A 23728-nucleotide genomic window follows, 5' to 3' on the forward strand; every position below is an offset into this window, starting at 1 on the left:
GGCACCAGCCAGAAGACGGAAGGACAACTCATGGGGAACAACTCGGCCGACGTGGTCGTCATCGGTGGCGGACCGGCCGGCGCGATCAGCGCCTATGTACTGGCCAAGCAGGGCCACTCCGTCGTGCTCCTGGAGCGCGAGGAGGCCCCGCGCTTCCACATCGGCGAATCACTGCTGCCGTACATGATGGGCCTGTTCGACCGGATCGGCATCCGGGAGGCCGTCGAGGCCGGGGGCTATGTGCCCAAGTTCGGCGGCGAGTTCATCGACCCGACCGAGAAGAAGTTCTTCTCCGGCGTGTTCCGCGCCGACTTCGGCCTCCAGGGCGACGGCCGCTACGACCGGGCGTACCAGGTCCAACGGGCCCGTTTCGACAACATGCTGGTGAGGGAGGCAGAGAAGGCCGGCGCCGAGGTCCACCTCGGCGCCACCGTCGGCGACCTGCTGATGGACGGCGACCGCATGACCGGCGTCCGGTACACCAAGAACGGCGAGGAGCACGAGGTCCGCTCCCGGTACGTCATCGACGCCAGCGGACGCGCCGGCCGCGTGGCCCACAAGTTCGGGCTGCGCAAGACGCTGGAGAAGCTGCGCATGGTCGCGGTGTTCCGGCACTACGAGGGCCTGGACGAGCAGCACAACCTCGGCGTCGAGGGTGACATCCAGGTCGGCGCGCACGGCGACGGCTGGGTGTGGGCCATCCCGCTCTCGAAGGACACCATCAGCGTCGGCACCGTCATGCCCCGCGACGTCTTCCGCGCCTCCACCCCGGAGAAGGTGTTCGAGGAGCACCTCGCCCGGGTCCCGCGCATCACCGCCCGGCTGACCGGCACCCGCCCGGTCATGGACCTGAAGGTCGAGACCGACTACTGCTACCACGCCGACACCGTCACCGGCCCCGGCTGGCTCATGGTCGGCGACGCCGGCTGCTTCGGCGACCCCATGTTCTCCGGCGGTGTCCTCGTCGCCTCGGCCACCGCCGTGCGCGCCGCCGAGACCCTCGGCGAGGCCCTGCGCAAGCCGCAGGACGCCGACCGGCTGATCGAGGACTACGCCAACTTCTTCAAGACCGGCTACGACACCTACATCCGCCTCATCCACGCCTTCTACGACGGTGAACTCGTCGCGGTCGCCGCCGACGCCGGCCGCACCACCGACCGGGAGACACTGGAGCGCTATCTGATCCGGCTCATCGGCGGCGACTTCTGGAGCGAGCACAACGCGGTCGCCCAGGAGATGCGCCGGCGGACCGAATGGGACACCTTCGCACCGTTCCAGCGGGTCTTCGGCTGCCCGTCCTACCCGCACCTGGACGAGCAGGACCGCAAGGAACGCGCCGAGTCCCGCATCCGCCGGGTGACCGCGGGCCAGTAGCCCGCCGGAGCCCGCCCCGCCACGGAGTCCCGGCCGCGGCACCCCCGCCGGCCGGGCTCCGGGCGACCGACCCCAGCCCGCGCGCAACCGAACAAGGTGAAGCGGAAGTGACAGAACAAGTCCCGGTGCGTTTCGGCGACCGGTCCTACGAGGTGCTCATCGGCCCCGGAGTGCGCTCCGCGCTGCCTGCGGTCATCGAGAGGCTGGGCGCCCGGCGCGTGGCGGTGGTCTCGGCGCGGCCCGCCCCATGGGTGCCCGACACCAACGTGGAAACCCTGCTGCTGCCCGCCCGGGACGGCGAACCGGACAAGACCCTCGCCACCGTCGAGGCGCTGTGCGCCGCGTTCGTCCGGTTCGGGCTGACCCGCTCGGACGCCGTCGTCTCCGTCGGCGGCGGCACCACCACCGACGTCGTCGGCCTGGCCGCCGCGCTCTACCACCGCGGCATACCCGTCGTCCACCTGCCGACCAGCCTCCTCGCCCAGGTCGACGCCAGCGTCGGCGGCAAGACCGCCGTCAACCTGCCCGAGGGCAAGAACCTGGTGGGCGCCTACTGGCAGCCCGCCGCCGTCCTGTGCGACACCGACTACCTGACCACCCTGCCGGCCCGCGAACTGCGCAACGGGCTCGGCGAGATCGCCCGCTGCCACTTCATCGGCGCCCCCGGCCTGCACGGACTGCCGCTCACCGAGCAGATAGCGGCCAGCGTGACCCTCAAGGCCGGCATCGTCTCCGCCGACGAACGCGACACCGGGCCACGGCACCTGCTCAACTACGGCCACACCCTCGGCCACGCCCTGGAGGCGGCCACCGGGTTCGCCCTGCGGCACGGCGAGGCCGTCGCCGTCGGCACCGTCTTCGCCGGCCGGCTCGCCGGAGTCCTCGGCCGGATCACCCCCGACCGGGTCCGGGAGCACCAGGAGGTGGTCGCCGCCTACGGCCTGCCCACCGCACTGCCCGACACCACCGATCCCGGCACACTGATCGGCCTGATGCGCCGGGACAAGAAGGCCCGCGCCGGCCTCACCTTCGTCCTCGACGGCCCGGCCGGCGCGGAACTCGTCGCCGACGTGCCCGAGCCGGCCGTCACCGAGGCCCTCGCCCGGATGGAACGCGCCCCCCTCGGCCGGCTCCTCGCCGTCGCCCCGGCCGGCAGCGCGGGAACGGAGGCGGCGGTGACATGACGTACCCACCACGATGGCCGCCGGACACCCCGGCCCGACTCCGGCGGCGAGCCGTCGAACGCGCCCTCACCGACCGGCTCGACGCGGCCCTGGCCCGGCCCGCCGCACAGCAGCCCGACTGGCCCGACCCGGCCCGGGCCCGCGCCGTGGTCCGCCGGCTGACCGCCGGCGAACCCCTCGTCACCCCCGCCGAGACCCGGCGGCTCCTCGACCGGCTGGGAGCCGTCGCGCGGGGCGAGGCGCTCCTGCTCCAGAGCGGCGACTGCGCGGAGACCTTCGCCGACAGCACCGAGGCCCACCTGCGGGGCAACCTCGCACTGCTCCGGCGGATGGCGCTCGTCCTCACCCACGGCGCCGGCCTGCCCGTGGTCACGGTGGCCCGCGCCGCCGGCCAGTACGCCAAGCCCCGCTCCGCCCCCGCCGACGCCCACGGGCTCCCGGTGTACCGCGGCGACATCGTCAACTCCGCCGAGGCGACCCACGCCGCCCGCGCCCCCGACCCCGAACGCATGGCGCGGGCCCACGCCCACGCCCGCGAGGCGATGACCGTCGTCCGCCGGCTCGCGCGCGGTGACCTCGCCGACGCGCACGCCCTGCACGAGGAGAACCGGCGTTTCACCGACACCGCGCCGGGAGGCCGCCGGCACGCCGCCCGGTCCGCGGAGATCGGGCGCGGCCTGCGCTTCATGACCGGCATCGGCGCCCCCGCCCCCCGGCTCGGCGAGATCTGGACCAGCCACGAGGCGCTGCTGCTGGACCACGAACGCACCCTGCTGTGGATCGACGCGGAGGGGATCGAGCCGCGACTGTCCAGCGGGCTGGCCCACTTCCTGTGGATCGGGGAACGCACCCGGCAGCCCGACGGAGCGCACCTGGCCTTCGCCGAGCTGCTGGCCAACCCCGTCGGCGTGAAGATCGGCCCCGGCACCACACCGGAACAGGCCGTGGAGTACGTCCGCCGGCTCGACCCGCACGGCGTCCCCGGCCGGGTCACCCTGATCAGCCGGATGGGCCACGACCGGGTGCGCGAGGTGCTCCCGCCGATCGTGGAGAAGGTCACCGCCTGTGGCCGCCAGGTGATCTGGCAGTGCGACCCCATGCACGGCAACTCCCTTACCACGGCCGGCGGTCGCAAGACCCGGCACTACGACCACATCCTCGCCGAGATCAGCGGCTTCCTCGACGTGCACCGGGCCCTGGGCACCCACCCCGGCGGCCTGCACCTGGAGGCGACCGGCGAGGACGTCACCGAGTGCGTCGGCGGCGCCCGCGGTCTGGCCGAGGCCGATCTGCCCACCCGCTACCGCACCGCCTGCGACCCCCGCCTCAACGCCGAACAGGCCATGGAACTCGCCTTCGCGGTGGCGGAGCTGTTCGCGGCCGGCCCCGCCACCAGCCCGGAGACGCCACGATGACCGACACCCCTCGACCGACCGAGACCAGCACAGGCACCACCGCCACCACCGGCACCGGCCACGAGACCGGCACCAGCACGAGCACCACCACCGGCACCAGCCCCGGTACCGCCCCCACGGCCGGTACCGGTAACGGCATCACCGCCGACGCCCCCCGGCAGAGCCTGGTCGGTGGAGGCACCCGGCTCTACGCCGTCCTCGGTGACCCGGTCGAGCAGGTCCAGTCGCCCGGGCTCCTCAACCCGCTCCTCGCCCGGCTGGGCATCGACGCCGTACTGGTCCCCGTGCACGTCCGCCCCGCCGACCTGGAGAGCGTCGTACGGGGACTGCAACGCGTCGGCAACCTCGACGGGCTGTTCGTCACCGTCCCGCACAAGACGGCCGCGGCCCTGCTGGCCGACCGGCGCAGCCGCACCGTCGAGATCACCGGCAGCGCCAACGTGCTGCGGCGCGAGAGCGACGGCGCCTGGCTCGCCGAGAACTTCGACGGCTCCGGGTTCGTCACGGGCCTGGCCCGGGCGGGCCACCCGCCGAAGGGCGCCCGGGTGGCCCTCGTCGGCGCCGGCGGAGCGGGCAGCGCCATCGCGGCGGCCCTCCTCGACGCGGGCGTGGACCGGCTGACGATCACCGACCCCGACACCCCGCGGCTGACCGCGCTCGTCGACCGGCTGGCCGCGCACTGGCCCGGCCGGGTCCACGCCGCCGGCCGGCCGCCCCTGGACGACACCGGCATCGCCGTCAACGCCACCCCGCTCGGCCTGCGCCCCGACGACCCGCTGCCCTTCGACCCCCACGAGCTGCGGCCCGGCACCGTCGTCGCGGACATCATCATGAAACCCCGCGACACCCGGCTGCTGCGCGAAGCCGCCGCACACGGACTCCCCGTGCACCACGGAAGCCACATGCTCACCGGGCAAGTCGACTCCTACCGCGCCTTCTTCGCACTGCACACCCCCTGAGCGGCGCGCCACCGGCCGACTACCAGACCGAGGGATGGAAGGGCCCGCACACCGGCACCTAGGCTGAGGACGGCCAGCACCGCGCGACCCGTCCGGACCGGCACTCCGCCCCTCGCCTCGCCCGCTCACCTTCCACCAGCCCGTTCCCGACGGAGATTTGGAGAACCATGAACGCGCGACCGGCACCCCAGTTCCCCGAGTGGCCCCAGTACGACGACGACGAGCGGACCGGACTGATCCGCGCCCTCGAACAGGGCCAGTGGTGGCGCATGGGCGGAGAGGAAGTCGACTCCTTCGAGCGCGAGTTCGCCGACTTCCACGGCTCCCCCTACGCCCTCGCCGTCACCAACGGCACCCACGCCCTCGAACTCGCCCTCCAGTGTCTGGGCGCCGGCCCCGGCACGGAGGTCATCGTGCCGGCCTTCACCTTCATCTCCTCCTCGCAGGCCGCCCAACGCATCGGCGCGGTCGCCGTCCCCGTCGACGTCGACCCGGACACGTACAACATCGACGTCGCCGCGGTGGCCGCCGCGATCACCCCGCGCACCCGGGCGATCATGCCCGTGCACATGGCCGGCCTGGTCGCCGACATGGACGCCCTCGGCAAGCTCTCCGCCGACACCGGCGTACCGATCCTCCAGGACGCGGCCCACGCCCAGGGCGCCCGCTGGCAGGGCAAGCGGATCGGCGAACTCGGCTCGGTCGCCGCGTTCTCCTTCCAGAACGGCAAGCTGATGACCGCCGGCGAGGGCGGCGCCGTCCTGTTCCCCGAGAGCGACCTGTACGAGGCGGCGTTCCTGCGGCACAGCTGCGGCCGGCCGCGCGCCGACCGCCGCTACATGCACCAGGTCGCCGGCACCAACATGCGGCTCAACGAGTTCTCCGCCTCCGTGCTCCGCGCCCAGCTGCGCCGCCTGCCCGCCCAGACCGCACTGCGTGACAAGCGCTGGGCGTTGCTGTCCCGGCTGCTCGGTGCCGTCGACGGGGTCGTACCGCAGGGCAGTGATGTCCGCGCCGACCAGAACACGCACTACATGGCGATGTTCCGCATCCCCGGCATCTCCGAGGACGACCGCAACGCCCTCGTCGACCGGCTGGTGGACGCCGGGCTGCCCGCCTTCGCCGGGTTCCGTGCCGTCTACCGCACCGACGCCTTCTGGGAGACCGGCGCCCCCGACGAGAGCGTCGAGCAGATCGCCGAACGCTGCCCGCACACCGAGGCCATCAGCGGCGACTGCGTGTGGCTGCACCACCGGGTGCTCCTCGCCGACGAACCCGACCTGGAGATCACGGCCGAGATCGTCGCGGACGCCGTGGCCGCCGTATGAGCGTGCGGGCCGCCGTGGTGGGGCTCGGCTGGGCGGGGCGTGAGCTGTGGCTGCCCCGGCTGCGGTCCCACCCGGACTTCGAACTGGTCGCCGTGGCCGACCCCGACCCCGCCGCGCGGGCGGCCGTCGGCGCGGCGACGGGCACGCCCGCCCACGCGACCCCGGACGCGCTCGACGCCGGGTCCGTCGACCTCGCCGTCGTCGCCGTACCCAACCACCTGCACACCACGGTCGCCGCCGGCCTGCTCCGCCGGGGCGTGTCCGTCTTCCTGGAGAAGCCGGTGTGCCTGTCCGGCGCCGAGGCCGACGTGCTGGCCGCGGCCGAGCGCGACGGCGGCGGCACCCTGCTGGCCGGCAGCGCCGCCCGGCACCGCGCCGACGTACACGAACTGGCCGGGCTGGTGCCCGGCCTGGGGCGGATCCGGCATGTCGACCTGGCCTGGGTGCGGGCCCGTGGCGTGCCGCGCGCGGGCGGCTGGTTCACCCGGCGCAGCGAGTCCGGCGGCGGCGCCCTCATCGACCTCGGCTGGCATCTCGTCGACACCCTGACCGCCCTGCTCGGCCCGTCCCCGGTCCGCCAGGCCGTCGGCGCCACCTCGGACGACTTCCTGAACACCGGCGAGTGGTCCGCCGCCTGGCGCCGTGAACAGCCCGTCACCGCTCCCACCGGCGACGTCGAGGACACCGCCCGGGGCCTGTTGCTCCGCGAGGACGGCATCTCCGTATCACTGCACGCGAGTTGGGCCTCGCACGAGGCACGGGACCTCACCCTCGTCCGCGTCGAGGGCAGCGCCGGCACCGCCGAACTGCGCTGCACCTTCGGCTTCAGTCCCAACCGGCAGCCCGAGTCCGTCCTGACCCTCACCCGTGAGGGCACCACCCGCCGGCTGCCGGTGCCCGCCGAACCCGTCGGCGCCGAGTACGCCCGGCAGCTGGACGGCGTTCCGGCGCTCCTCGCCGACCCGGCCGGCCGGGGCCGGGCCATCGCCGAGGCACGGACCACCGTACGGCTCATGGAACGGATCTACGCCTCCGCGCGGGCCGATCGCGACGGGCGGAGCGAGCCCGTGTACCAGCGGATCACGAGCAGATGAGGACCCCATGACAATCCCCTCGACCGACCGGCCCGTCGCCGCGGCCGGCCTCCTCACCGCGACCCGGACGGCGGTCGTCTTCGACCTCGACGGGGTGATCGTGGACAGCTTCGCGGTCATGCGGGAGGCGTTCGCGGTCGCCTACGCGGAGACCGTCGGCGACGGCCCGGCCCCGTTCGAGGAGTATGTGCGCCACCAGGGACGCTACTTCCCCGACATCATGCGGATCATGGGGCTGCCCCCGGAGATGGAGGCGCCCTTCGTCCGCGAGAGCTACCGGCTCGCCCACCGCGTCGAGGTCTTCGACGGCGTCGTCGAACTCCTCCTCACCCTGCGGGTACGCGGTCTGCGGCTGGCCGTGGCCACCGGGAAGAGCGGCGAACGCGCCCGCTCCCTCCTCGACGGCCTCGGCCTGCTGCCGTTCTTCGCGCACGTCATCGGCTCCGACGAGGTGGCCCGGCCCAAGCCCGCACCCGACATCGTGCTGCGCGCCCTGGAACTGCTGGACGTGGAGCCCGGGCAGGCCATCATGGTCGGTGACGCGCCCACCGACCTGGCCAGTGCCCGCGACGCCGGTGTCGCCTCGGCAGCCGCCCTGTGGGTCGGCCCCGACGAGGCGGAGCTCCTCGCCGCCGGACCCGACGCGGTCCTGCGCCGCCCCCTCGACCTGCTCTCCCTGTGCCCCGCCGTGCCGGGCGCCTGACCGTGCCCGCTCCCCGGGGCCGGCTCCCCGCCGCCGGGCCGGCCCCGGTCCGTCTCGGCGTCGACATCGGCGGCACCAAGGTCGCCTTCCGGGCCGAGACCGGTGACGGCCGCGTCGAGGAGTCCACCTTCACCTGGGGCCCGCACCGCGACGCCGGCCGGGACCTGGCCGAACTCGCCACCCACCTCGACCAGTTGCCCACCCTCACGGACGTACGGGCCGTCGGCGTGGCCCTGCCGGCCACCGTCGGGCCCGGCGAACGGATCACCGCCTGGCCCAGCCGCCCGGCCTGGACCGGCCTCGCCGTCGGCCCGGCGCTGCGGGAGCTGTTCCCCGGGGCGGCCGTCGCCTGGGCGGACGACGGCGACCTCGGCGCCCTCGCCGAAGCGGACGCCGCAGGCTGCCCCCACCTGCTCTACGTCGGCGTAGGTACCGGAGTCGGCGGCGGACTCGTGCTCGACGGCGCCCTGTGCCCCGGGCCCGGCCGGGGTTCCTTCGAGATCGGCCACCTCGTCGTCGACCAGGACGGCCCCGAGTGCGTCTGCGGCCGCCGGGGCTGCCTCCAGGCCACCGCCTCCGGACCGGCGACCCTCGCCCGCGCGGCCCGGCTGCGCGGCGCGCCCGTCACCTTCGACACCCTGCGGGACGGGCTGCGCGACCACCTGCCCTGGGCCGAGGCCGCCCTGGACCGGACGGCCCGCGCCCTCGCCACGGCGATCGCCGGCGTCGGCGAACTGGTCCGTCCCGAACGCGCGCTGCTCGGCGGCGGCTTCGCCGCGGGCATCCCCGTCCTGCTCGACACGGTCGCCGCCCACCTGACGGCCCTGGGCCGCCCCGGCCACCCCACCCCGCCCCTCACCCCGGCCCGCCTCGGCGGACTGTCCTCCCTGCGCGGCGCACTGCTCCTCGCCCGCCGGCTGTGACCCGCCGCCCCCGTCCCGGAGGCGGGGCGTCGTGCTGACGCCCCGCCGGGCCGTCTCGTCTCAGTTCACGCCCGCCGTGACCGCCGGGACCGGACTGGTCAGGGCGGTGCGCAGGCCGTCCACGAGGGCGGTCACTCCCACCGGGTCGGACGCCGCGCCGAAGACGTGGTAGTCGGGGCGCACCAGCAGCGCGGTCACGCCGTACCGTTCGAGGAAGGCGCACAGCACCCCGTCGGTGTCCACCGCGTCCACCACACCGGCCGTGCCGCCCGCCGTCCCGTCGTACGGGCCGGTGGCCGGCCACAGCCGTACGACCGGGGCGCCGAGGTCCCGCAGGAAGGCCAGCCGGTCCGGGCCGAGGCCCGGCTCCGTCCCGGCGCGGGTGAGCAGGACGAAGCCGCCGCCCACGACATCGTCCAGCGGCTCCCCGCCGGCCCGCCGGTGCAGCCGGCCGTGCGGCAGGACCTCGCCCGCCGGGGGCACCCGGCTCTCCGCGCCGGCGCCCGCCGGGCGGTGCAGCAGCCCGCAGGTGACCGGCCGCGCCGGATCGGGCCGGCCCGGCCCCCGCCCGCGCCGGTTCGCCAGCACCGTCGCGTCGCGCTCGGCCGCGGCCGCCGGGTCCGTCACACAGATCAGCCGCCCCAGCTGCACGGAGGCGAGGATGGACTCGCGCACCTGCGTCCGGCGCTCCTCGGTGTAGCTGTCGAGGAGGGACTCCGGGGAGGTGCCGCGCAGCACCAGGTCCAGCCGCCAGGCCAGGCCGACCACGTCCCGTACCCCCGAGCACATGCCCTGCCCCGCGAACGGCGGCATCAGGTGTGCCGCGTCCCCGGCCAGCAGCACATGCCCCGCCCGCCAGGCGTCGGCCCACCGCGCCTGGAAGATGTACGTGGTGCTGCGCAGCAGCCGCGCGGTCTCCGGGGTGACGCCGAACGGGGCCAGCAGCCGCCACGCGGTCTCCTCCCGGTTCAGGTCGGCCGCCCGTTCGCCCGGCAGCCGCATGAACTCCCAGCGCCGGTGCCCGGGCCCGCTCCCGACCAGCGTGGTGGGCCGGGCCGGATCACAGATCTGCACGTTGGTCGGCGTGAACTCCCGTGTCTCACGCAGTTCCACGTCGCACAGCAGCCACTCGTAGGAGAAGCCGAGGTCGGTGACGGACACGCCCATCCGGTCGCGGACGAAGCTGTTGGCGCCGTCGCAGCCGACCACCCACCGCGCCGGGAACGTCTCGGCCGTCCCGTCCTCGTCCTCGGCGGTCACCGTCACCCCGGCCGGACCGTCCGCGATGTCCACCACCTGCCGGCCGCGCAGCACCGTGATGCCCGGCAGTCGCGCGGCGCGGGCGGCGAGCAGTTCCTCCAGCGCGGGCTGGTGCATGGTGTTGGCGTCGGGCCAGCCGTACGGGCCCCGCGTGGTGAACTCGATGTCCAGCAGCGGCTTCCCGTCCGCCGTGCGCCACTGGTACCCGGTGCCCGGCTCGGTGATCCGGCCCAGCTCCCCGCCGATGCCGGTGCCGGCCAGCAGCCGTGCCGTCTCCCCGTCGAAGCTCGTCGCCCGGGGCAGCGTGTACGGCCGCCGGCGGCGTTCGAGGACCGTCACCCGCCAGCCGCGCCGCGCCAGCAGCAGGGACAGCACCGAGCCGACGGGCCCGTACCCGACGACCACCACGTCCGTCCCCGGCCCGCCCCCCGGTGAACCGCCGGACGCCGCGGCGCCGTTCGGTGGCACGGCGGGCCGTGACGCATCGCGCGGTGACGCTCCGGACGGTGACGCATCGGACATGGGAACCCCCTCGGTGCTGCCTGGCTGACGGGCTTGGTCGGGTGACTCGTGGCGAGCGTAAGGGCCCGGCGGCCGGTACCGGCCGGAATCCGCCGCGGGCTATCAGGTTGAGGGATACCGGCCCCGGTCCGCCCCGGCCTACGCTGCCGAACGTCCCGCCCGGACGCTGGTCCCCGACGCGAAAGCGAGCCCTTCGGCATGCCTGGAGCAACCGCACAGTTCGAGAAGTGGGTCAGCGTCTTCCGCCCCTCGCCGGACAGCGCGGTACGCCTCGTCTGCCTGCCGCACGCCGGCGGCTCGGCGAGCTTCTTCTTCCCGGTCGCCACGGCCCTCGCCCCCGCGGTGGAGGTCCTGGCCGTCCAGTACCCTGGCCGGCAGACGCGCCGGCAGGAACCCGGCATCGACAACATCCCCGAGTACGCCGACCAGATCTTCGCGGCGCTGCGCCACCTGGACGACCGGCCGCTCGCCCTGTTCGGGCACAGCATGGGCGCGGTGCTCGCCTATGAGGTGGCCCTGCGCATGCGGGACGCCGGACTGCCCTCCCCGGTACGGCTGTTCGCCTCCGGCCGGCGCGCCCCCTCCCGCTACCGTGACGAGCACGTGCACGCGGCCACCGACGAGCAGGTGCTGGCGGAACTGCGCGCCCTCAGCGGACCGAACCAGGCGATCCTGGCCGACCCCGAGGTGCTGGCGATGTTCCTCCCGGCGATCCGCAGCGACTACACCGCGATCGAGCGCTACCGGCACGAACCGGGCCGGCTGCTCGACTGCCCGGTGACCGTCCTCACCGGCGACAGCGACCCCAGGACGACACTCGACGAGGCACGCGCCTGGGAGGAGCACACCACCGGGCCGACCGACCTGCGTGTCTTCTCCGGCGGTCACTTCTTCCACGTCGAGCGGAGCACCGAGGTCCTCGCGCTCCTGACCCGCAGCCTGAGCGGACAGGGCGCCGACACCGCCCACTGATCCCGTCGCCCGCGCCGATGAGGGGAAAGCCCGTGACACTCGCCGCCCCGGTGCCCACGATGGCCCCGCACTCGCTCCTGGTCTTCCTCCTCCAGCTCGCCCTCCTGCTGCTGTCCGCGTTCGTCCTGGGCCGGCTCGCCGAACGCCTGCGGATGCCCGCGGTCGTGGGTGAGCTGTGCGCCGGCATGCTCCTCGGCCCGTCCGTGCTGCACCATCTGCTGCCCGGCTTCTCCGACTGGCTGCTGCCCCACCGGCCCGAGCAGATGCACCTGCTGGACGCGACCGGACAGCTCGGCGTGCTGCTCCTCGTCGGGGTCACCGGCGCCGAGCTGAACTTCGGCCTGGTCCGCAAGCGCGGGGCCACCGCCGTCCGGGTCAGTGTCGCCGGTCTCCTGCTGCCGCTCGGGCTCGGCATCGCCACCGGCTTCGCGCTGCGCGGTGTGCTCATGCCGGCCGGCGTCGACTCCACGGTCTTCGCGTTCTTCCTCGGCGTGGCGATGTGCGTCACCGCCATTCCGGTGATCGCCAAGACGCTCCTCGACATGAAGCTGCTGCACCGCGACATCGGCCAGCTGATCCTGTCCGCCGGTGTCGTGGACGACATCGTCGGCTGGTTCCTGCTGTCCGTGGTCTCCGCGATGGCCACCGCCGGCCTGACCGCGGGCGTCGTGACGGCCTCCGTGCTCTACCCGGTCGGCGTCGTCCTGTTCGCCGTGCTGATCGGCCGCCCGCTGGTGGGTGCCGCGCTGCGCCGGGCGGGCCGCGCCGAGGGCCCCGGGCCCACCGTCATGACGGTCGTCATCCTCGTCGTCCTCGGCGCCGCCGCCACCCAGGCCATGAGGCTGGAGGCGATCTTCGGCGCCTTCGTCTGCGGCGTGCTGGTCGGCACCAGCAAGGACCTGGACCGGGAGAAACTGGAACCGCTGAAGACCACCGTGCTGGCCTTCCTCGCCCCGCTGTTCTTCGCCACCGCCGGACTGCGGATGGACCTCACCGGGCTGCGCCACCCGGACGTCCTCGCCGCCGCCGTCGCCGTCCTCGCCGTCGCCGTCCTCGGCAAGTTCTCCGGCGCCTTCCTCGGCGCCCGGCTCAGCCGCCTCAACCGCTGGGAGGCGCTCGCCCTCGGAGCCGGCATGAACGCCCGCGGCGTCGTCGAGGTCGTCGTGGCGATGACGGGGCTGCGCCTGGGCGTCCTGGACACCGACTCGTACACCATCATCGTCCTCGTCGCGATCGTGACCTCGGTGATGGCGCCGCCCATCCTCCGGGTCGCCATGGCCCGCGCCGAGAAGCTCGCCGAGGCCGGACTCGTCCTCGCGGACCGGGTCGCGGACGGACCCCGGCCCCCGCACGGCCCCGGCCGGCCGGACGCGGCCGGCGGCGGCGCACCCCGCAGCGACACGCCCAACAGTGAGGTGACCCCATGACCACCCTGCTCCTGCTGAACGGACCCAACCTCGGCATCCTGGGCCGGCGCGAACCCGAGATCTACGGCACCGACACCCTCGCCGACATCGAGAAGGCCGTCGCCGCAGAGGTGAGCGGCGCCGGCTGGGACGTGCTGTCCCTCCAGCACGACTCGGAGGGCGATCTGGTCCGCGACATCCACCGGCACCACTGCGACACCGTCGGCGCCATCGTCAACCCCGGTGCGCTGATGATCGCCGGCTGGAGCCTGCGCGACGCGCTCGCCGCCTACCCGCGGCCCTGGATCGAGGTCCACCTCAGCAACGTGTGGGCGCGCGAGCGGTTCCGGCACGAGTCCGTGATCGCCCCGCTGGCCTCCGGCGTCGTGGCCGGCCTGGGCCCGATGGGCTACCGGCTGGCCGCGGCCGCCCTGCTCGAACTGGTCGGGGCGGAGCGCTGACGCCCGTCGGGCCGGCCCCCGCCGCGCCCGCACCTGCCCACCGCGTGTCGAAAGGACCCCGCTCATGAAGCTCGCACTGCACGAGGCCGGCGACGGAGACCGGACGGCGCTGCTCGTCCACGGCGTGATGTCGTCGGCGGACACCTGGCGCCGGGTGGCCCCGCTGCTCACCGCGCGCGGCTACCGCGTGATCATGCCCGACCTGCGCGGCCACGGCGACAGCCCGCACGCCGACGAGTACACGCCCGAGCTGCTCGCGGCCGACCTGGTCGAGTCCGTACCGGCGGGCGTCGACCTCGCCCTCGCCCACTCGTTCGGCGCGCCCGTGCTCGCCCTCGCACTGCCCGGCCTGCGCCCGGCCCGCGTCGTCTACAGCGACCCCGCGTGGCGGCTCGGCGCCCGGTCGGTGGACGAGGTGCGGGAGTTCGCGCAGGCCACCAAGTCGGCCACCGCCGAGAGCATCCGCCGGCTGTGCCCGCGCTGGCTCCCCGAGGACATCGAGGCCGAACTGGCCGGCTACGCCCGCTGGGACGTCCGCGCCATCGAGTGGCTCCAGAGCGACCGGGACCTGATCCCCGCGCGCGCCGAGGTGCCCTCGCTCGTCCAGGGCGCCGGCGACCACCACCTCGTACCCGACGAGCTGGCCGAGCGGCTCCGCGAGCGCGGTTTCGAGGTGGTGTACGTGCCGGACACGGGTCACTGCATCCACCGGGACGACGTCGACGGCTTCCTCAAGTCGTTGGACGGCTGGCTCTGACGGCCTGTGTTACGTTGATCCAATGGACGCTGCCGGTCAGGTCACACGGGCGGAAACGGATTCTTCCTCCACCGGTGACGCACCACCACCCGCGTTACACGGCTCGTTCTCCCTCGACCTGGACTTCACGGTGGCGCGGGCCGAGGTCTTCCGGGGTTTCGCCGACCCGTCCGTGCGGCGGCGCTGGTTCCGCCTCCCCGGCCGTTCCTCCACCGCCGAGCACGAGCTGGACTTCCGGGTCGGCGGCGGGGAGAGCGCCCGTAACGTCTTCGTCAACGGCGACACCGAGGAACACCTCGCTTACCGCTCGCGGTTCCTGGACATCGTGCCGGACTCCCGCATCCTGTACGTCTACGAGGCCGAGGTCGACGGCAGCCGCCGCTGGGTCTCCCTCGTCACCGTCGAACTGGCCGACGACCCCGCCGGCTCCCGCCTGACCTGGACCGAGAAGTTCACCTGGCTCGTCCCCACCGGAGACGGCAGCCAGGACCTCGCCCATCTGCGCGGCGGCACCCGGCTCCAGCTCAACGGCCTGTCCGCCGCGGTGAATCCCGACCGCCACCGCGGCCTGCGCAGGGCCACGACCTCGGTCAGCAGGGACCACTGACGTCCACGAGCATCCACGGCGCCGGACCGGTGCCGTCGCTCCAGGCGTCCAGGGCCGCGCGGTTCAGGCACAATATCCCGCACTGCTCGGCGTACTCGACGGCCGGCGCCGTGAAGTCGCTGGTGGTGACGAGGACCGCGACATCGGCCTCGTGCACGGTGTAGCAGGTGCCGCCGAAGCGCTGGAGATCCTGCGAGCCGACACGGTTCGCATCGCCGTACCGCTTGCACTGGACGACCAGCCGCCTTCCGTCCGGGGCCACCGCCAGCACGTCGGCGCCCAAGTCACCCGCGCCGCCCACGACTTCCACAGCCGTACAGCCGTCCCGTTCGCACAGCGCGGCCACGGCCTGCTCGAACTCGTCGGGGTCCAGGGCGCCGTAGTCGACGGTGCCGGGGGCGTGGAGCCCGGCGGGGGAGGAGAGGCCCAGGTCGGCCGGCTCGGCCTGCCGGGGTACGAACGCGGCCGGCGCCTCGGGCGCGGGTGCCCGTAGCTCCTCCAGCGCCGTGTGGGCCGCCTCCTCCAGCGCCACGGCGGCCCGCTGGGCGGTCCGCGCGGGGGCCGGGCGGCGCCGTCGGCGGCGCAGCGCCAGTGCGGCGGACACGGCGAGCAGACACAGCACGGCCACCCAGACGGGGCGCCGCTCGGCGGCCGAGGCCGCTGTCCGGGCGGCGAAACCGAGCACGCACAGGGCGAGGGCGAGGACCGCGAAGAAAAGGGCGGTCACGCGCAGATCGAACGGCCGGCGGGTCCCGCCGGTGGGGCGGCTCATGCGGCGTACGGGCATGGTCACGGTGGTGACGCCCCTCTCTCCCGGCTGGATACGAAGATCACCAGGGACGAGTGCCCGCGATCCGCCGGTTCATCAACACCCCTCGTGCCCGGACCCGTTGGCCCCAGCGCGCAGGGCCGCTTCCTCCCCGGCATGCGAGACCGGTCGGGCGGCGAACCGCCCGACCGGTCTCGTGCCCCGCTGCGGGGGCGTCACCGATATGGGTGAGGGGTGGGCCGGCAGTGCAGTGCCCGGCCGGCCGGGTCAGACCGGACGGATGTTCTCCGCCTGGGGACCCTTCTGGCCCTGGGTGACGTCGAACTCCACCTTCTGGCCTTCCTGGAGCTCGCGGTAACCCTGGGTGGCGATGTTCGAGTAATGGGCGAAGACGTCAGGGCCGCCACCGTCCTGCTCGATGAAGCCGAAGCCCTTTTCGCTGTTGAACCACTTGACCGTGCCGCTGGCCATCACTATCTCCTTCGAGCGAACCGGGCCCGCGTTCTCGGGCCCCGGCAGGAGCCGCCCTGGTTCGTAAAGACGCTGAACAGCAAGAACGCCCGTGGTTTGCGATCACGGGCGAACGGGACTTCGGAACCACGACTGCTGGATTCCGACGCTACACCCGCGCCCCGCCCACCGCCACCGCAAAGCGCCGGTGGGCGCGTTGGCGGACCGGACGGCCCCGTCCCGAGCCGACGTGCGGAGATCAACGCCGTGTGCGCACGATGCACCTGTCGGCCGGCCCGGCACGACGGGAGCCGAAGTCGCACCCTCCCTCAACACGGCAAGGAGACCACCATGGCGAGCATCAGCCCGATCGACCTCCAGAAGGCGCTGAAGGGCGCCAACTACCCCGCCAGCCGGGAAGACCTCGTCACGCTGGCCAAGGACAACGGCGCGGACGACACCCTCGTCGAGAAGCTGTCCGACGCCCCGACGGACCAGTTCGACGGCCCGAACGACGTCCAGAAAGCTGTTTTCGACAACGAGTAGCCCACGCGGCCGTCCGGCCGGACGGGTCGTCCCGCCGGCCTCGGCGCTTGCCCTCCGTCCCGAAGGGAACCCGCCCGCACTGTGCGCGGACAACTGCCGGGGGCACCCCCGGACACACCCCGGAAACTGCTGCTGACCGGGTGGTTCAGCTTCCTGCACGGCGAGGCGACCGCCGGGGACGTACTGGCCCTGGACCGGGTCCGGGACGTGCTGGGGCGCGCGGGCGTCACTCATGACGTCGCCTGGAGCCCCGGCTTCCGTCCCGGCGCCCTCCATCTGGAGGACGTACGGCCCGAGGACTACTCCCACCTCGTGTTCGTGTGCGGCCCGCTGCACGGCCGGCAGATCGAGGACCTCCACCGGCGGTTCGCGCACTGCGTGCGGATCGCCGTCGGGACGTCCGTCATCGCCCCGGACAGTCCCGCCGTGACCGGCTTCCACCGGGTGCTGGCCCGGGACGCCGGGACCGCCGAGCCCGGCCGGGATCTGGCGGCCCGGGCCCCCGCCCTCCCGCCGCGGCCGGTCGTCGGCCTGGTGCTCACCCACGGCCAGCACGAGTACGGGCGGCAGCGGCGGCACGGCCAGGTCGCCGAACAGGTCACCCGCTGGCTCGCGGCCAAGGACTGCGCCCGGCTGGAGATCGACACGCGGCTCGACATCCGCGACTGGCGTCTGTGCGCGACGCCCGCCCAGCTGGAGGCCGTCCTCACCCGGCTGGACCTCGTCGTCACCGACCGTCTGCACGGACTGGTCCTCGCGCTGCGCGCGGGCGTACCGGCACTGGCCGTCGACCCGGTCGAGGGCGGGGCCAAGGTCACCGCGCAGGCACGGGCCTGCGACTGGCCGGCCCTGGTGCCCGCGGAACGGCTGGATCAGCCCCGGCTGGAACGCTGGTGGCACTGGTGCCTGACCTCCGGGCGGGTGACCGCCGCGCAGATCGCCGCCGAGTTCCGCGAGGGCGTCGTCAGGGACGGCGCCGACCGCCTCCTGGAGGCGCTGGCGGCCCCTGCCGCCGACCGGGCCGGTCAGCCGGGCCGGTGGCCCGGCTGACCGGCCGTCTGCCCCGCGCTCCCGGCCGTCTGACCCCGCGCGCCCCGGCCGTTTGCCCCGGGATCCGCGGGGGACCCGGCCGGCACAGGAGGCGATCATCGCCGGAACCCTCCCCGCTTCTATGGACGTACCCCCAAATGGGTGTTTACGGGGCGTAAGCGAGGCAAGTCGGTCTCATGTCGTCGTACGGAAAAGGAGTCGTCATGACCGTTCCCGAGGAGAACCGGCCGAAGACCGAGTCGACCGACGAGGTCGTCAAGGACACGGACGCCACCGACCGGCCCGCCGAGGGCGCGACCGGCCGGACCGTCGAGGAAGCACTGGAGGAGGCGGGGATCAGCCCCGACGACTTCAAGGAGAAGTAAGCGCCGACGGAGGAGAAAGCGTGCATCTGTCTTTCCTGCAACCGCTCTTCGAGCGCCCCGGACCCTACGCCACCGTCTACTTCGGCCCCGCCCACAGCGACGAATCGGGCGCCAAGCAGCACGAACTGTCCGTACGCGAGGCCTGCCGGTCGCTGGAGCAGGACGGCGCTGACGCGGCGACCACCGAAGCGGTCCGCGACGCCCTCACCCGGATCGGGCCCGCGGAAGACCCCGCCGGCCGGGTGGTCTTCGCGGCCGGCGGCGAGGTGGTGCTCACCCACCGGCTCACCCGCCCGCCGCAGCGGCCCATCGCCAGCTGGGCCCCGCTGCCCCGCCTGACGCCCCTGCTGGAGCTGGCCGGCCAGGACCCGGTCTGCCTCGTGGCCTACATCGACCGCACCGGGGCCGACTTCGAACTGCGCGGCGCGACCGGCCCGCAGGACGCCGGCCAGGTCGAGGGCCGGCCGCACCCCGTGCACCGCACGGCCTCGGCCGACTGGTCCGAACGGCACTTCCAGCTCAAGGTCGAGAACACCTGGGACCACAACGCCGGCGAGATCGCCGAAGCCCTGAGCACCGCGTACGAGGAATCCGGCGCCGACCTGGTCGTGCTGGCCGGTGATCCCCGTGAACGGCCGGCCGTGCACCACAGGCTGTCCGAGGCCGTCCGGCAGGTCACCGTGGAGACCGAGCACGGTGGTCGCGCTGCGGGCTCCTCCTCGCCCGCCCTGGAAGAGGCCATCGAGGACGCCAGGCGGCAGTACACGCGTCGGCGTGTCGAGGAGGCCCTCGACCGCTTCCGCGCCGGACGCGTGGGCACCGACCGGCCCACGGACGCGGTGGAAGGCGTCCCCGCGCTCGTGGAGGCGGCCCGCGAACACCGCATCGACACGCTCCTCATCCGCCCCGACGGGCCGGAACTGAGCCGCGAGACCTGGGTGGGCGCCCAGCCCGACCAGATGGCGGTGCGCCGGACCGACGCCAGGACCCTGGGCGAGAGCGATCCGACCCCGGTCCGCGCCGACGACGCACTGCTGCGCGCCGCCGCCGCCACGGCCGCCGACGTGCTGATCGTCCCTCCCGAGGACGACGGTGACGGCTCGGACATCCCCACGGGAGGCCTGGGCGCCCTGCTGCGCTGGACGTACGAACCGGCCCCGGCGTAAGGCGGCCCGGTACGACGGGCCCGGCCACGGCCGACACGGCGACCACGGCCGCCCGGTACGCCGGGCGGCCGTCCGCCTGACCGAACGACGAAGTACGCGGACGACACGATGATCCGCGCGGACGACACGCGCGGACGAGAGCGCGGAAAGGGACCGTCGATGCGAGTGCGTGATTCCGTGGTCGTGATCACCGGGGCGTCCAGCGGCATCGGGCGGGCCACCGCCCTGGCCTTCGCCCGCAAGGGATGCGCCGTGGTCCTGGCCGCGCGGCGGGAGGAGGCGCTGGAGGCGGTCGGGCGGGAATGCGAGCGCCACCGCGGCGCCCGGGCCCTCGTCGTGCCGACCGACGTGACCGACGCCGGGGCCGTCGACGACCTCGCCCGACGGGCGACGGAGCGCTTCGGCCGCATCGACGTCTGGGTCAACGCCGCCGCCGTCACCGTCTTCGCCCCGTTCCAGGAGGTGCCCCTCGACGACTTCCGCCGGGTCCTCGACGTCAACGTGATGGGGTACGTGCACGGCGCCCGCGCCGCCCTCCGGGTGATGCGCGAGCAGGGCCGGGGCACCCTGGTGAACGTCTCCTCCATCGTCGGCGTGGTGACCCAGCCGTACACCCACGCGTACGGCATGTCGAAGCACGCCGTCCGCGCGCTGAGCGCCGCCCTGCGCCAGGAGCTGCTGCTCGACAGGGCCGGGCGCATCCACGTGTGCACCGTGCTGCCCGCCACGATCGACACCCCGCTGTTCGAACACGCGGCGAACTACACGGGGCGCAAGGTTGTGGCGATGCCCCCCGTCCACAGCCCCGAGCGGGTGGCCCGGACCATCGTCGACCTGGTGCGCGTTCCACGGCGCGAGGCCGTGGTGGGGCCGATGGGCCGTGCCATGGTCCTCCAGTCCAGGTTCATGCCGGGGACCGTGGAGCGGGTGATGGCCCACCAGGCGCACCTAACGCACCTGTCCCGCAAGGAGTCGGCCCCGGCCGGCCACGGCAACCTGCGCACACCGGCCCCCGGCGAGGGCGCCGCGCATGGCGGGTGGGGCGGACGCCGCCGCACCGCGGTCCGCCGGCTGGCCACCGCCACCTTGCTGGCCGGCGCGGCGGCGGGTGTCGCGCGCCGGGGCCGGACCCGTTGAGCCGCTGGGACAGCCAGGAGTTCACGGCCGCCGCCGGCACCCGCGTCCACTCCGCCGCGCTCGGCCCGTGCGACGCCCCCGAAGTGGTGTGTGTCCACGGCCTCGGCTGCTCCTACCGCTACTGGCTGCCGTTCGCCCGGGCTCTCGCGCCGCAGGCCAGGACCGTCGCGGTGGACCTGCCCGGCTTCGGCCGCACCCGCGGTCCGGACCACGCCCTCGACGTGCGGCAGCTCTCGCTCGCACTGGCCGACTGGCTCCGCGCCACCGGCCGGGGGCCGACGGCCCTCGTGGCCAACTCGATCGGCTGTCAGATCGTCGTCGACCTGGCCGTGCACGCGCCCGAGCTGGTGGGGCCCGTGGTGCTGAACGGGCCGACCTTCGATCCTCGCGCCCGCTCGCTGTGGGCCCAGGCGGCCCGACTGCTGCGGGACGCCCCGTGGGAGCGGCCGTCACTCTGGCCACCGCTGCTCACGAGCTACGCGGAGTGCGGAGTGCGGCGCGCCCTGCACACGTGCCGGTACGCCCTGCGTGACCCCGTGGAACACAAGCTGCACCGGCTGCGCACGCCCGTGGCGGTCGCCCGCGGGGCGCGGGACCCCGTCGTACCGGAGGCGTGGGCCAGGGAGGTCACCGCACTGCTTCCCCACGGCAGCCTGGTCACCGTACCGGGAGCCGGGCACGCCCTGAACTTCTCGGCACCGCAGGAACTCGCCCGCATCACCCTCGACCTGCTCCGCGAGGGAGGGCCGGACGAGGAGAGCGGAGATGCCGGCGCGCCGCCGTGAAGCCGGCACCCCGGGCCCGGCGCGCTCACCGGTCGCCGGGCCAGTCGGCGGTCATGCCGTCGGGCACCCCGGCCAGCGCCGCTGTCTCGGCCGTGGCATCGATCCGGGGACCGAGCCATTCGCAGACCACGATCGTGGCGTCGTCCCGCAGCCGGCTGTGGTGCAGATGCGTCTGGATGAGGCGGCGCAGGGTCTCCGGGACGGACAGACCGTCGATGTGATGGCGGACCAGGATGTCGACGAACCGGGCGAGTCCGAACTCCTGACCGCCGGGGACCTGGGCTTCGGTGATGCCGTCGGTGTACAGGACGAGCCGGTCACCGGGCTGGAGCTGTTCGCGGCAGAGGGTGGTGGGCAGCCGCAGATCGGTTCCCATGGGATGCGCCGGCGGACACCGCAGAAGGGTGGTCCAGCGTCCGTCCCGGATCAGCACGGGCGGATGGTGGCCGCGGTTGACCCAGGTCAGCACGCCGGTGGAGGTATCGAGGTCGGCGAGGATGCCGGTGACGAAACGGGTCCGGCCGAACTGTTCGACCAGCACCCGCTCGATGGCGTCGCCGAGATCGCCCAGGTCCGTTCCCTGCCTGCGGTGGTTGCGGCAGGCGCCCATGGCGAGGGCGGCGGTGAGACCGGCCGAGGTGTCGTGGCCCATGGCGTCGAAGATCGACAGATGGAGGACGTCGGCGGCGGTGGCGTAGTCGTAGGCGTCCCCGCTGACCTCGTACGCGGGCTCCATCACGGCGCCGATGACCACCCGGCTGTCGGTGTAGGTGCGGGGCGGCATCAGCGTCCACTGCATCTCCGCGGCGACGTTCATGGGCTGGATGCGGGTCAGCCGGGCGTAGGAGTCACTGGTGTCCCGGCTGCCGACCACCAGCATCGCCACCAGGGAGGCCAGCGCCAGCATGTCCTGGCGGACGTCCTCCCCGCTCTCGGCGCAGGCCACGTGCAGTACGCCGAGGCGTTCCGTGCCGTCCAGGAGCGGCACCCACCATGCCTGGAGCCCGTCCCCGGTGCCGGCGGCGGGCACCACGCACCCGTACTGGAAGGCACGTCCGGCGACCGTCCCCTCCACGGACAGCTCCGCCTTGCCCTCGGGCGCGCCCGCGTGGGCGTCCAGCCCCTTGCCGGTGAGCAGCCGCAGAGCGTCGCGCTGTAGATCCCCCAGGTAGATGAGCACATCGGAGAAACCGGCTGTCGCGGCGTGTTCCGCGACCCGTGACGGCAGGCGTTCGAAGGAGAGCACATGGCTCTCGGTCAGCAGCCCCGTCAGCATGCGCCGCACCGCTCGGTCCCGCTCTGTCACGGCGCACCTCCCTGCGTTCCGTCCGTCCGGATGTCACCGGATCCCGCCACCTATTTCCCCTCGCCACCGGCCCGACCGGCAACTCGGTGCCGCGCGCGGACGGCGAGCCGCTCAGGGCCGGGGGCGCAGCGGGCGCCCGTCCGACGGCGGACCGCCGCCGACACCGGTGAGCAACTCCCTGCACAGGTCACGCAGCTTGATGTTGCGGCGCTGGGAGGCCGTACGCAGCAGGTCGAACGCCTCCTCGGCACGGCACCGCTGCCGGCCCATGATCACGCCGATCGCCTGGTCGATGACGGCGCGGGACTCCATCGCGGTGCGCAGATCGTCGGCGTACTGCTGCGCGTCGGCGATGCGCTGCGCGAGCGCGATGGCTCCGGTGGCCTGCGCGGCGAGCGCGCGCAGACCGGTGAGATCCGCGTCGGCGAAACCGAACGCCTTCGGCGAGTACAGGTTGAGCGCACCGGCCGTGTGGGTGTGGGCGGCGATCGGCAGCGAGAGCGACGAGCGGGTCCCGCAGGCGGCGGCGTAGGCCGGATACGGACCCCAGCGCTCCTCGTCCAGCATGTCCGCCACTTCCACCTCCTCACCGGTGCGCAGCGACTGGAGACAGGGCCCGTCGTCCTGCCCGTACTGGGCCTCGTCCAGGTCGGAGGCGCCGACACCGGAGCTGACCACGGTCAGCGGCCGGCCCTGCCGTTCCAGGGTGATCCCGACGCCCTGGACGGCGGGCGCCAGGCCCGGCGCCCGGTCCGCGAGCGCCTGGAGGAACCGTTCCACGGAGTCGGTGCTCAGGAGGAGGGAGGTGAGGTCAGGGAGCACGGACGGCTGTTCGGTCATGATGCTGCGTCCTTTCGGGCCCGCGCCCGAGGGCCGGCATCCTGTGGGCCGGCATCCTGTGGGCCGCCGGGACCACGGGGATCCAGCCCCGAAGAGAGACTCCGGCAAAACCGGCCGGCCCGCCCCGAAGGAGCGGAAGTGACGGCCCTGCCACCCCCAGTATCCTCGCATTCCCCGCGATCTCTCCGGTGGGGGCGTTCCTTCCGGTCAGCGGGAGCCCGACGACGGCGACCGACCGTGGCTCGGGCGGTCGCCGTCGGCGGAACGGAAGCACGGCGTGGGGCCCCGGCGCCGGCCCGGCCGTGCCCTGCCGGGGTGCCGGAAGGACCGTGCATGGTCGGGGCCCCGG

At 74.0% G+C, this 23728-nt stretch carries 24 protein-coding genes; 19 read left to right on the top strand and 5 right to left on the bottom strand.

Annotation, left to right across the window (positions count from 1 at the left end):
• Positions 1-30 precede the first annotated feature (30 nt).
• The 8 genes from ABZ117_RS18495 to ABZ117_RS18530 all read left to right on the top strand — a co-directional run bounded on the left by ABZ117_RS18495 (position 31) and on the right by ABZ117_RS18530 (position 8980).
• Positions 31-1374 carry an NAD(P)/FAD-dependent oxidoreductase gene (locus tag ABZ117_RS18495; RefSeq protein ID WP_356821991.1) on the top strand — a complete coding sequence of 448 codons (1344 nt, stop codon included), beginning with the start codon at positions 31-33 and terminating at the stop codon, positions 1372-1374.
• Positions 1375-1481: 107 nt separating this feature from the next.
• Positions 1482-2558, top strand: coding sequence for a 3-dehydroquinate synthase family protein (locus ABZ117_RS18500; protein WP_356821993.1), 1077 nt, complete (start codon positions 1482-1484; stop codon positions 2556-2558).
• The gene (locus ABZ117_RS18505) at positions 2555-3973 is read left to right on the top strand and encodes a 3-deoxy-7-phosphoheptulonate synthase class II (protein WP_356821995.1); all 1419 of its coding nucleotides are present in this window, start codon (positions 2555-2557) and stop codon (positions 3971-3973) included. Before ABZ117_RS18500 ends, ABZ117_RS18505 begins: the two co-directional genes overlap by 4 nt.
• A complete protein-coding gene (locus ABZ117_RS18510) occupies positions 3970-4932 on the top strand; it encodes a ThiF family adenylyltransferase (protein WP_356821997.1) in 963 nt (320 codons plus the stop codon). The genes ABZ117_RS18505 and ABZ117_RS18510 overlap by 4 nt, the downstream gene beginning before the upstream one ends.
• A gap of 167 nt (positions 4933-5099) precedes the next feature.
• On the top strand, positions 5100-6260 hold the full coding sequence (gene rifK, locus ABZ117_RS18515) for a 3-amino-5-hydroxybenzoate synthase (RefSeq protein ID WP_356821999.1): 1161 nt from the start codon (positions 5100-5102) through the stop codon (positions 6258-6260).
• A complete protein-coding gene (locus ABZ117_RS18520; RefSeq protein ID WP_356822001.1) occupies positions 6257-7354 on the top strand; it encodes a Gfo/Idh/MocA family oxidoreductase in 1098 nt (365 codons plus the stop codon). The genes rifK and ABZ117_RS18520 overlap by 4 nt, the downstream gene beginning before the upstream one ends.
• Positions 7355-7361: 7 nt before the next feature.
• Positions 7362-8057, top strand: coding sequence for an HAD-IA family hydrolase (locus ABZ117_RS18525; RefSeq protein ID WP_356822002.1), 696 nt, complete (start codon positions 7362-7364; stop codon positions 8055-8057).
• Positions 8058-8059: 2 nt separating this feature from the next.
• Positions 8060-8980 carry an ROK family protein gene (locus tag ABZ117_RS18530; RefSeq protein ID WP_356822003.1) on the top strand — a complete coding sequence of 307 codons (921 nt, stop codon included), beginning with the start codon at positions 8060-8062 and terminating at the stop codon, positions 8978-8980.
• Between the two features lie 60 nt (positions 8981-9040).
• Here ABZ117_RS18530 and ABZ117_RS18535 read toward each other — a convergent pair whose 3' ends face one another.
• Complete coding sequence (locus ABZ117_RS18535) at positions 9041-10648, bottom strand: bifunctional 3-(3-hydroxy-phenyl)propionate/3-hydroxycinnamic acid hydroxylase (protein WP_356822005.1); 1608 nt, start codon at positions 10646-10648, stop codon at positions 9041-9043.
• Positions 10649-10960: 312 nt separating this feature from the next.
• On the opposite strand from ABZ117_RS18535, the gene ABZ117_RS18540 reads away from it, so the two are divergent.
• The 5 genes from ABZ117_RS18540 (at position 10961) to ABZ117_RS18560 (ending at position 14965) form a co-directional block, all read left to right on the top strand.
• Positions 10961-11734, top strand: coding sequence for an alpha/beta fold hydrolase (locus ABZ117_RS18540; RefSeq protein ID WP_356822006.1), 774 nt, complete (start codon positions 10961-10963; stop codon positions 11732-11734).
• 32 nt (positions 11735-11766) lie between these two features.
• On the top strand, positions 11767-13161 hold the full coding sequence (locus ABZ117_RS18545; RefSeq protein ID WP_356822007.1) for a cation:proton antiporter: 1395 nt from the start codon (positions 11767-11769) through the stop codon (positions 13159-13161).
• Complete coding sequence (locus ABZ117_RS18550) at positions 13158-13601, top strand: type II 3-dehydroquinate dehydratase (protein ID WP_356822009.1); 444 nt, start codon at positions 13158-13160, stop codon at positions 13599-13601. Before ABZ117_RS18545 ends, ABZ117_RS18550 begins: the two co-directional genes overlap by 4 nt.
• Positions 13602-13665: 64 nt before the next feature.
• Entirely contained in the window at positions 13666-14358 is a 693-nt protein-coding gene (locus ABZ117_RS18555; RefSeq protein ID WP_356822011.1) for an alpha/beta hydrolase, read from the top strand.
• 22 nt (positions 14359-14380) lie between these two features.
• A complete protein-coding gene (locus tag ABZ117_RS18560) occupies positions 14381-14965 on the top strand; it encodes an SRPBCC domain-containing protein (RefSeq protein WP_356822013.1) in 585 nt (194 codons plus the stop codon).
• Here ABZ117_RS18560 and ABZ117_RS18565 read toward each other — a convergent pair.
• Both ABZ117_RS18565 and ABZ117_RS18570 read right to left on the bottom strand, forming a co-directional pair.
• On the bottom strand, positions 14949-15752 hold the full coding sequence (locus tag ABZ117_RS18565; RefSeq protein WP_356822274.1) for a restriction endonuclease: 804 nt from the start codon (positions 15750-15752) through the stop codon (positions 14949-14951). The genes ABZ117_RS18560 and ABZ117_RS18565 overlap by 17 nt on opposite strands.
• 249 nt (positions 15753-16001) lie before the next feature.
• Positions 16002-16205, bottom strand: coding sequence for a cold-shock protein (locus tag ABZ117_RS18570; RefSeq protein ID WP_121785754.1), 204 nt, complete (start codon positions 16203-16205; stop codon positions 16002-16004).
• A gap of 330 nt (positions 16206-16535) precedes the next feature.
• Here ABZ117_RS18570 and ABZ117_RS18575 point away from each other — a divergent pair, with 330 nt between their 5' ends.
• The 6 genes from ABZ117_RS18575 to ABZ117_RS18600 all read left to right on the top strand — a co-directional run bounded on the left by ABZ117_RS18575 (position 16536) and on the right by ABZ117_RS18600 (position 21233).
• Positions 16536-16730: a DUF2795 domain-containing protein gene (locus ABZ117_RS18575; RefSeq protein WP_356822015.1), complete on the top strand. Its 195-nt coding sequence runs from the start codon at positions 16536-16538 to the stop codon at positions 16728-16730.
• Between the two features lie 81 nt (positions 16731-16811).
• The gene (locus ABZ117_RS18580; protein WP_356822017.1) at positions 16812-17780 is read left to right on the top strand and encodes a polysaccharide pyruvyl transferase family protein; all 969 of its coding nucleotides are present in this window, start codon (positions 16812-16814) and stop codon (positions 17778-17780) included.
• A gap of 203 nt (positions 17781-17983) precedes the next feature.
• Positions 17984-18145, top strand: coding sequence for a hypothetical protein (locus ABZ117_RS18585; protein WP_356822019.1), 162 nt, complete (start codon positions 17984-17986; stop codon positions 18143-18145).
• Between the two features lie 20 nt (positions 18146-18165).
• The gene (locus ABZ117_RS18590) at positions 18166-19311 is read left to right on the top strand and encodes a Vms1/Ankzf1 family peptidyl-tRNA hydrolase (protein ID WP_356822020.1); all 1146 of its coding nucleotides are present in this window, start codon (positions 18166-18168) and stop codon (positions 19309-19311) included.
• A gap of 159 nt (positions 19312-19470) precedes the next feature.
• The gene (locus ABZ117_RS18595) at positions 19471-20448 is read left to right on the top strand and encodes an SDR family oxidoreductase (RefSeq protein WP_356822022.1); all 978 of its coding nucleotides are present in this window, start codon (positions 19471-19473) and stop codon (positions 20446-20448) included.
• Positions 20445-21233, top strand: coding sequence for an alpha/beta hydrolase (locus ABZ117_RS18600; protein ID WP_356822024.1), 789 nt, complete (start codon positions 20445-20447; stop codon positions 21231-21233). The genes ABZ117_RS18595 and ABZ117_RS18600 overlap by 4 nt, the downstream gene beginning before the upstream one ends.
• Positions 21234-21258: 25 nt before the next feature.
• Here ABZ117_RS18600 and ABZ117_RS18605 read toward each other — a convergent pair whose 3' ends face one another.
• Positions 21259-22509, bottom strand: a complete 1251-nt coding sequence (locus ABZ117_RS18605) for a PP2C family protein-serine/threonine phosphatase (RefSeq protein WP_356822275.1) — start codon at positions 22507-22509, stop codon at positions 21259-21261.
• 141 nt (positions 22510-22650) lie between these two features.
• The gene (locus tag ABZ117_RS18610; RefSeq protein ID WP_356822026.1) at positions 22651-23379 is read right to left on the bottom strand and encodes a GAF and ANTAR domain-containing protein; all 729 of its coding nucleotides are present in this window, start codon (positions 23377-23379) and stop codon (positions 22651-22653) included.
• Positions 23380-23728: the final 349 nt, after the last annotated feature.

This window comes from Streptomyces sp. NPDC006309, assembly GCF_040613095.1.
In the GTDB taxonomy this organism is placed as follows: domain Bacteria; phylum Actinomycetota; class Actinomycetes; order Streptomycetales; family Streptomycetaceae; genus Streptomyces.

Excerpts from the sequence above, each read along its gene's own strand:
- rifK (WP_356821999.1), top strand. The coding sequence starts at position 5,100 with ATGAACGCGCGACCGGCACCCCAGTTCCCCGAGTGGCCCCAGTACGAC.
- ABZ117_RS18555 (WP_356822011.1), top strand. The coding sequence starts at position 13,666 with ATGAAGCTCGCACTGCACGAGGCCGGCGACGGAGACCGGACGGCGCTG.
- ABZ117_RS18575 (WP_356822015.1), top strand. The coding sequence starts at position 16,536 with ATGGCGAGCATCAGCCCGATCGACCTCCAGAAGGCGCTGAAGGGCGCC.
- ABZ117_RS18525 (WP_356822002.1), top strand. The coding sequence starts at position 7,362 with ATGACAATCCCCTCGACCGACCGGCCCGTCGCCGCGGCCGGCCTCCTC.
- ABZ117_RS18520 (WP_356822001.1), top strand. The coding sequence starts at position 6,257 with ATGAGCGTGCGGGCCGCCGTGGTGGGGCTCGGCTGGGCGGGGCGTGAG.
- ABZ117_RS18540 (WP_356822006.1), top strand. The coding sequence starts at position 10,961 with ATGCCTGGAGCAACCGCACAGTTCGAGAAGTGGGTCAGCGTCTTCCGC.
- ABZ117_RS18565 (WP_356822274.1), bottom strand. The coding sequence starts at position 15,752 with ATGCCCGTACGCCGCATGAGCCGCCCCACCGGCGGGACCCGCCGGCCG.
- ABZ117_RS18560 (WP_356822013.1), top strand. The coding sequence starts at position 14,381 with ATGGACGCTGCCGGTCAGGTCACACGGGCGGAAACGGATTCTTCCTCC.
- ABZ117_RS18505 (WP_356821995.1), top strand. The coding sequence starts at position 2,555 with ATGACGTACCCACCACGATGGCCGCCGGACACCCCGGCCCGACTCCGG.
- ABZ117_RS18550 (WP_356822009.1), top strand. The coding sequence starts at position 13,158 with ATGACCACCCTGCTCCTGCTGAACGGACCCAACCTCGGCATCCTGGGC.
- ABZ117_RS18570 (WP_121785754.1), bottom strand. The coding sequence starts at position 16,205 with ATGGCCAGCGGCACGGTCAAGTGGTTCAACAGCGAAAAGGGCTTCGGC.
- ABZ117_RS18585 (WP_356822019.1), top strand. The coding sequence starts at position 17,984 with ATGACCGTTCCCGAGGAGAACCGGCCGAAGACCGAGTCGACCGACGAG.
- ABZ117_RS18595 (WP_356822022.1), top strand. The coding sequence starts at position 19,471 with ATGCGAGTGCGTGATTCCGTGGTCGTGATCACCGGGGCGTCCAGCGGC.
- ABZ117_RS18510 (WP_356821997.1), top strand. The coding sequence starts at position 3,970 with ATGACCGACACCCCTCGACCGACCGAGACCAGCACAGGCACCACCGCC.
- ABZ117_RS18610 (WP_356822026.1), bottom strand. The coding sequence starts at position 23,379 with ATGACCGAACAGCCGTCCGTGCTCCCTGACCTCACCTCCCTCCTCCTG.
- ABZ117_RS18495 (WP_356821991.1), top strand. The coding sequence starts at position 31 with ATGGGGAACAACTCGGCCGACGTGGTCGTCATCGGTGGCGGACCGGCC.
- ABZ117_RS18605 (WP_356822275.1), bottom strand. The coding sequence starts at position 22,509 with ATGCTGACGGGGCTGCTGACCGAGAGCCATGTGCTCTCCTTCGAACGC.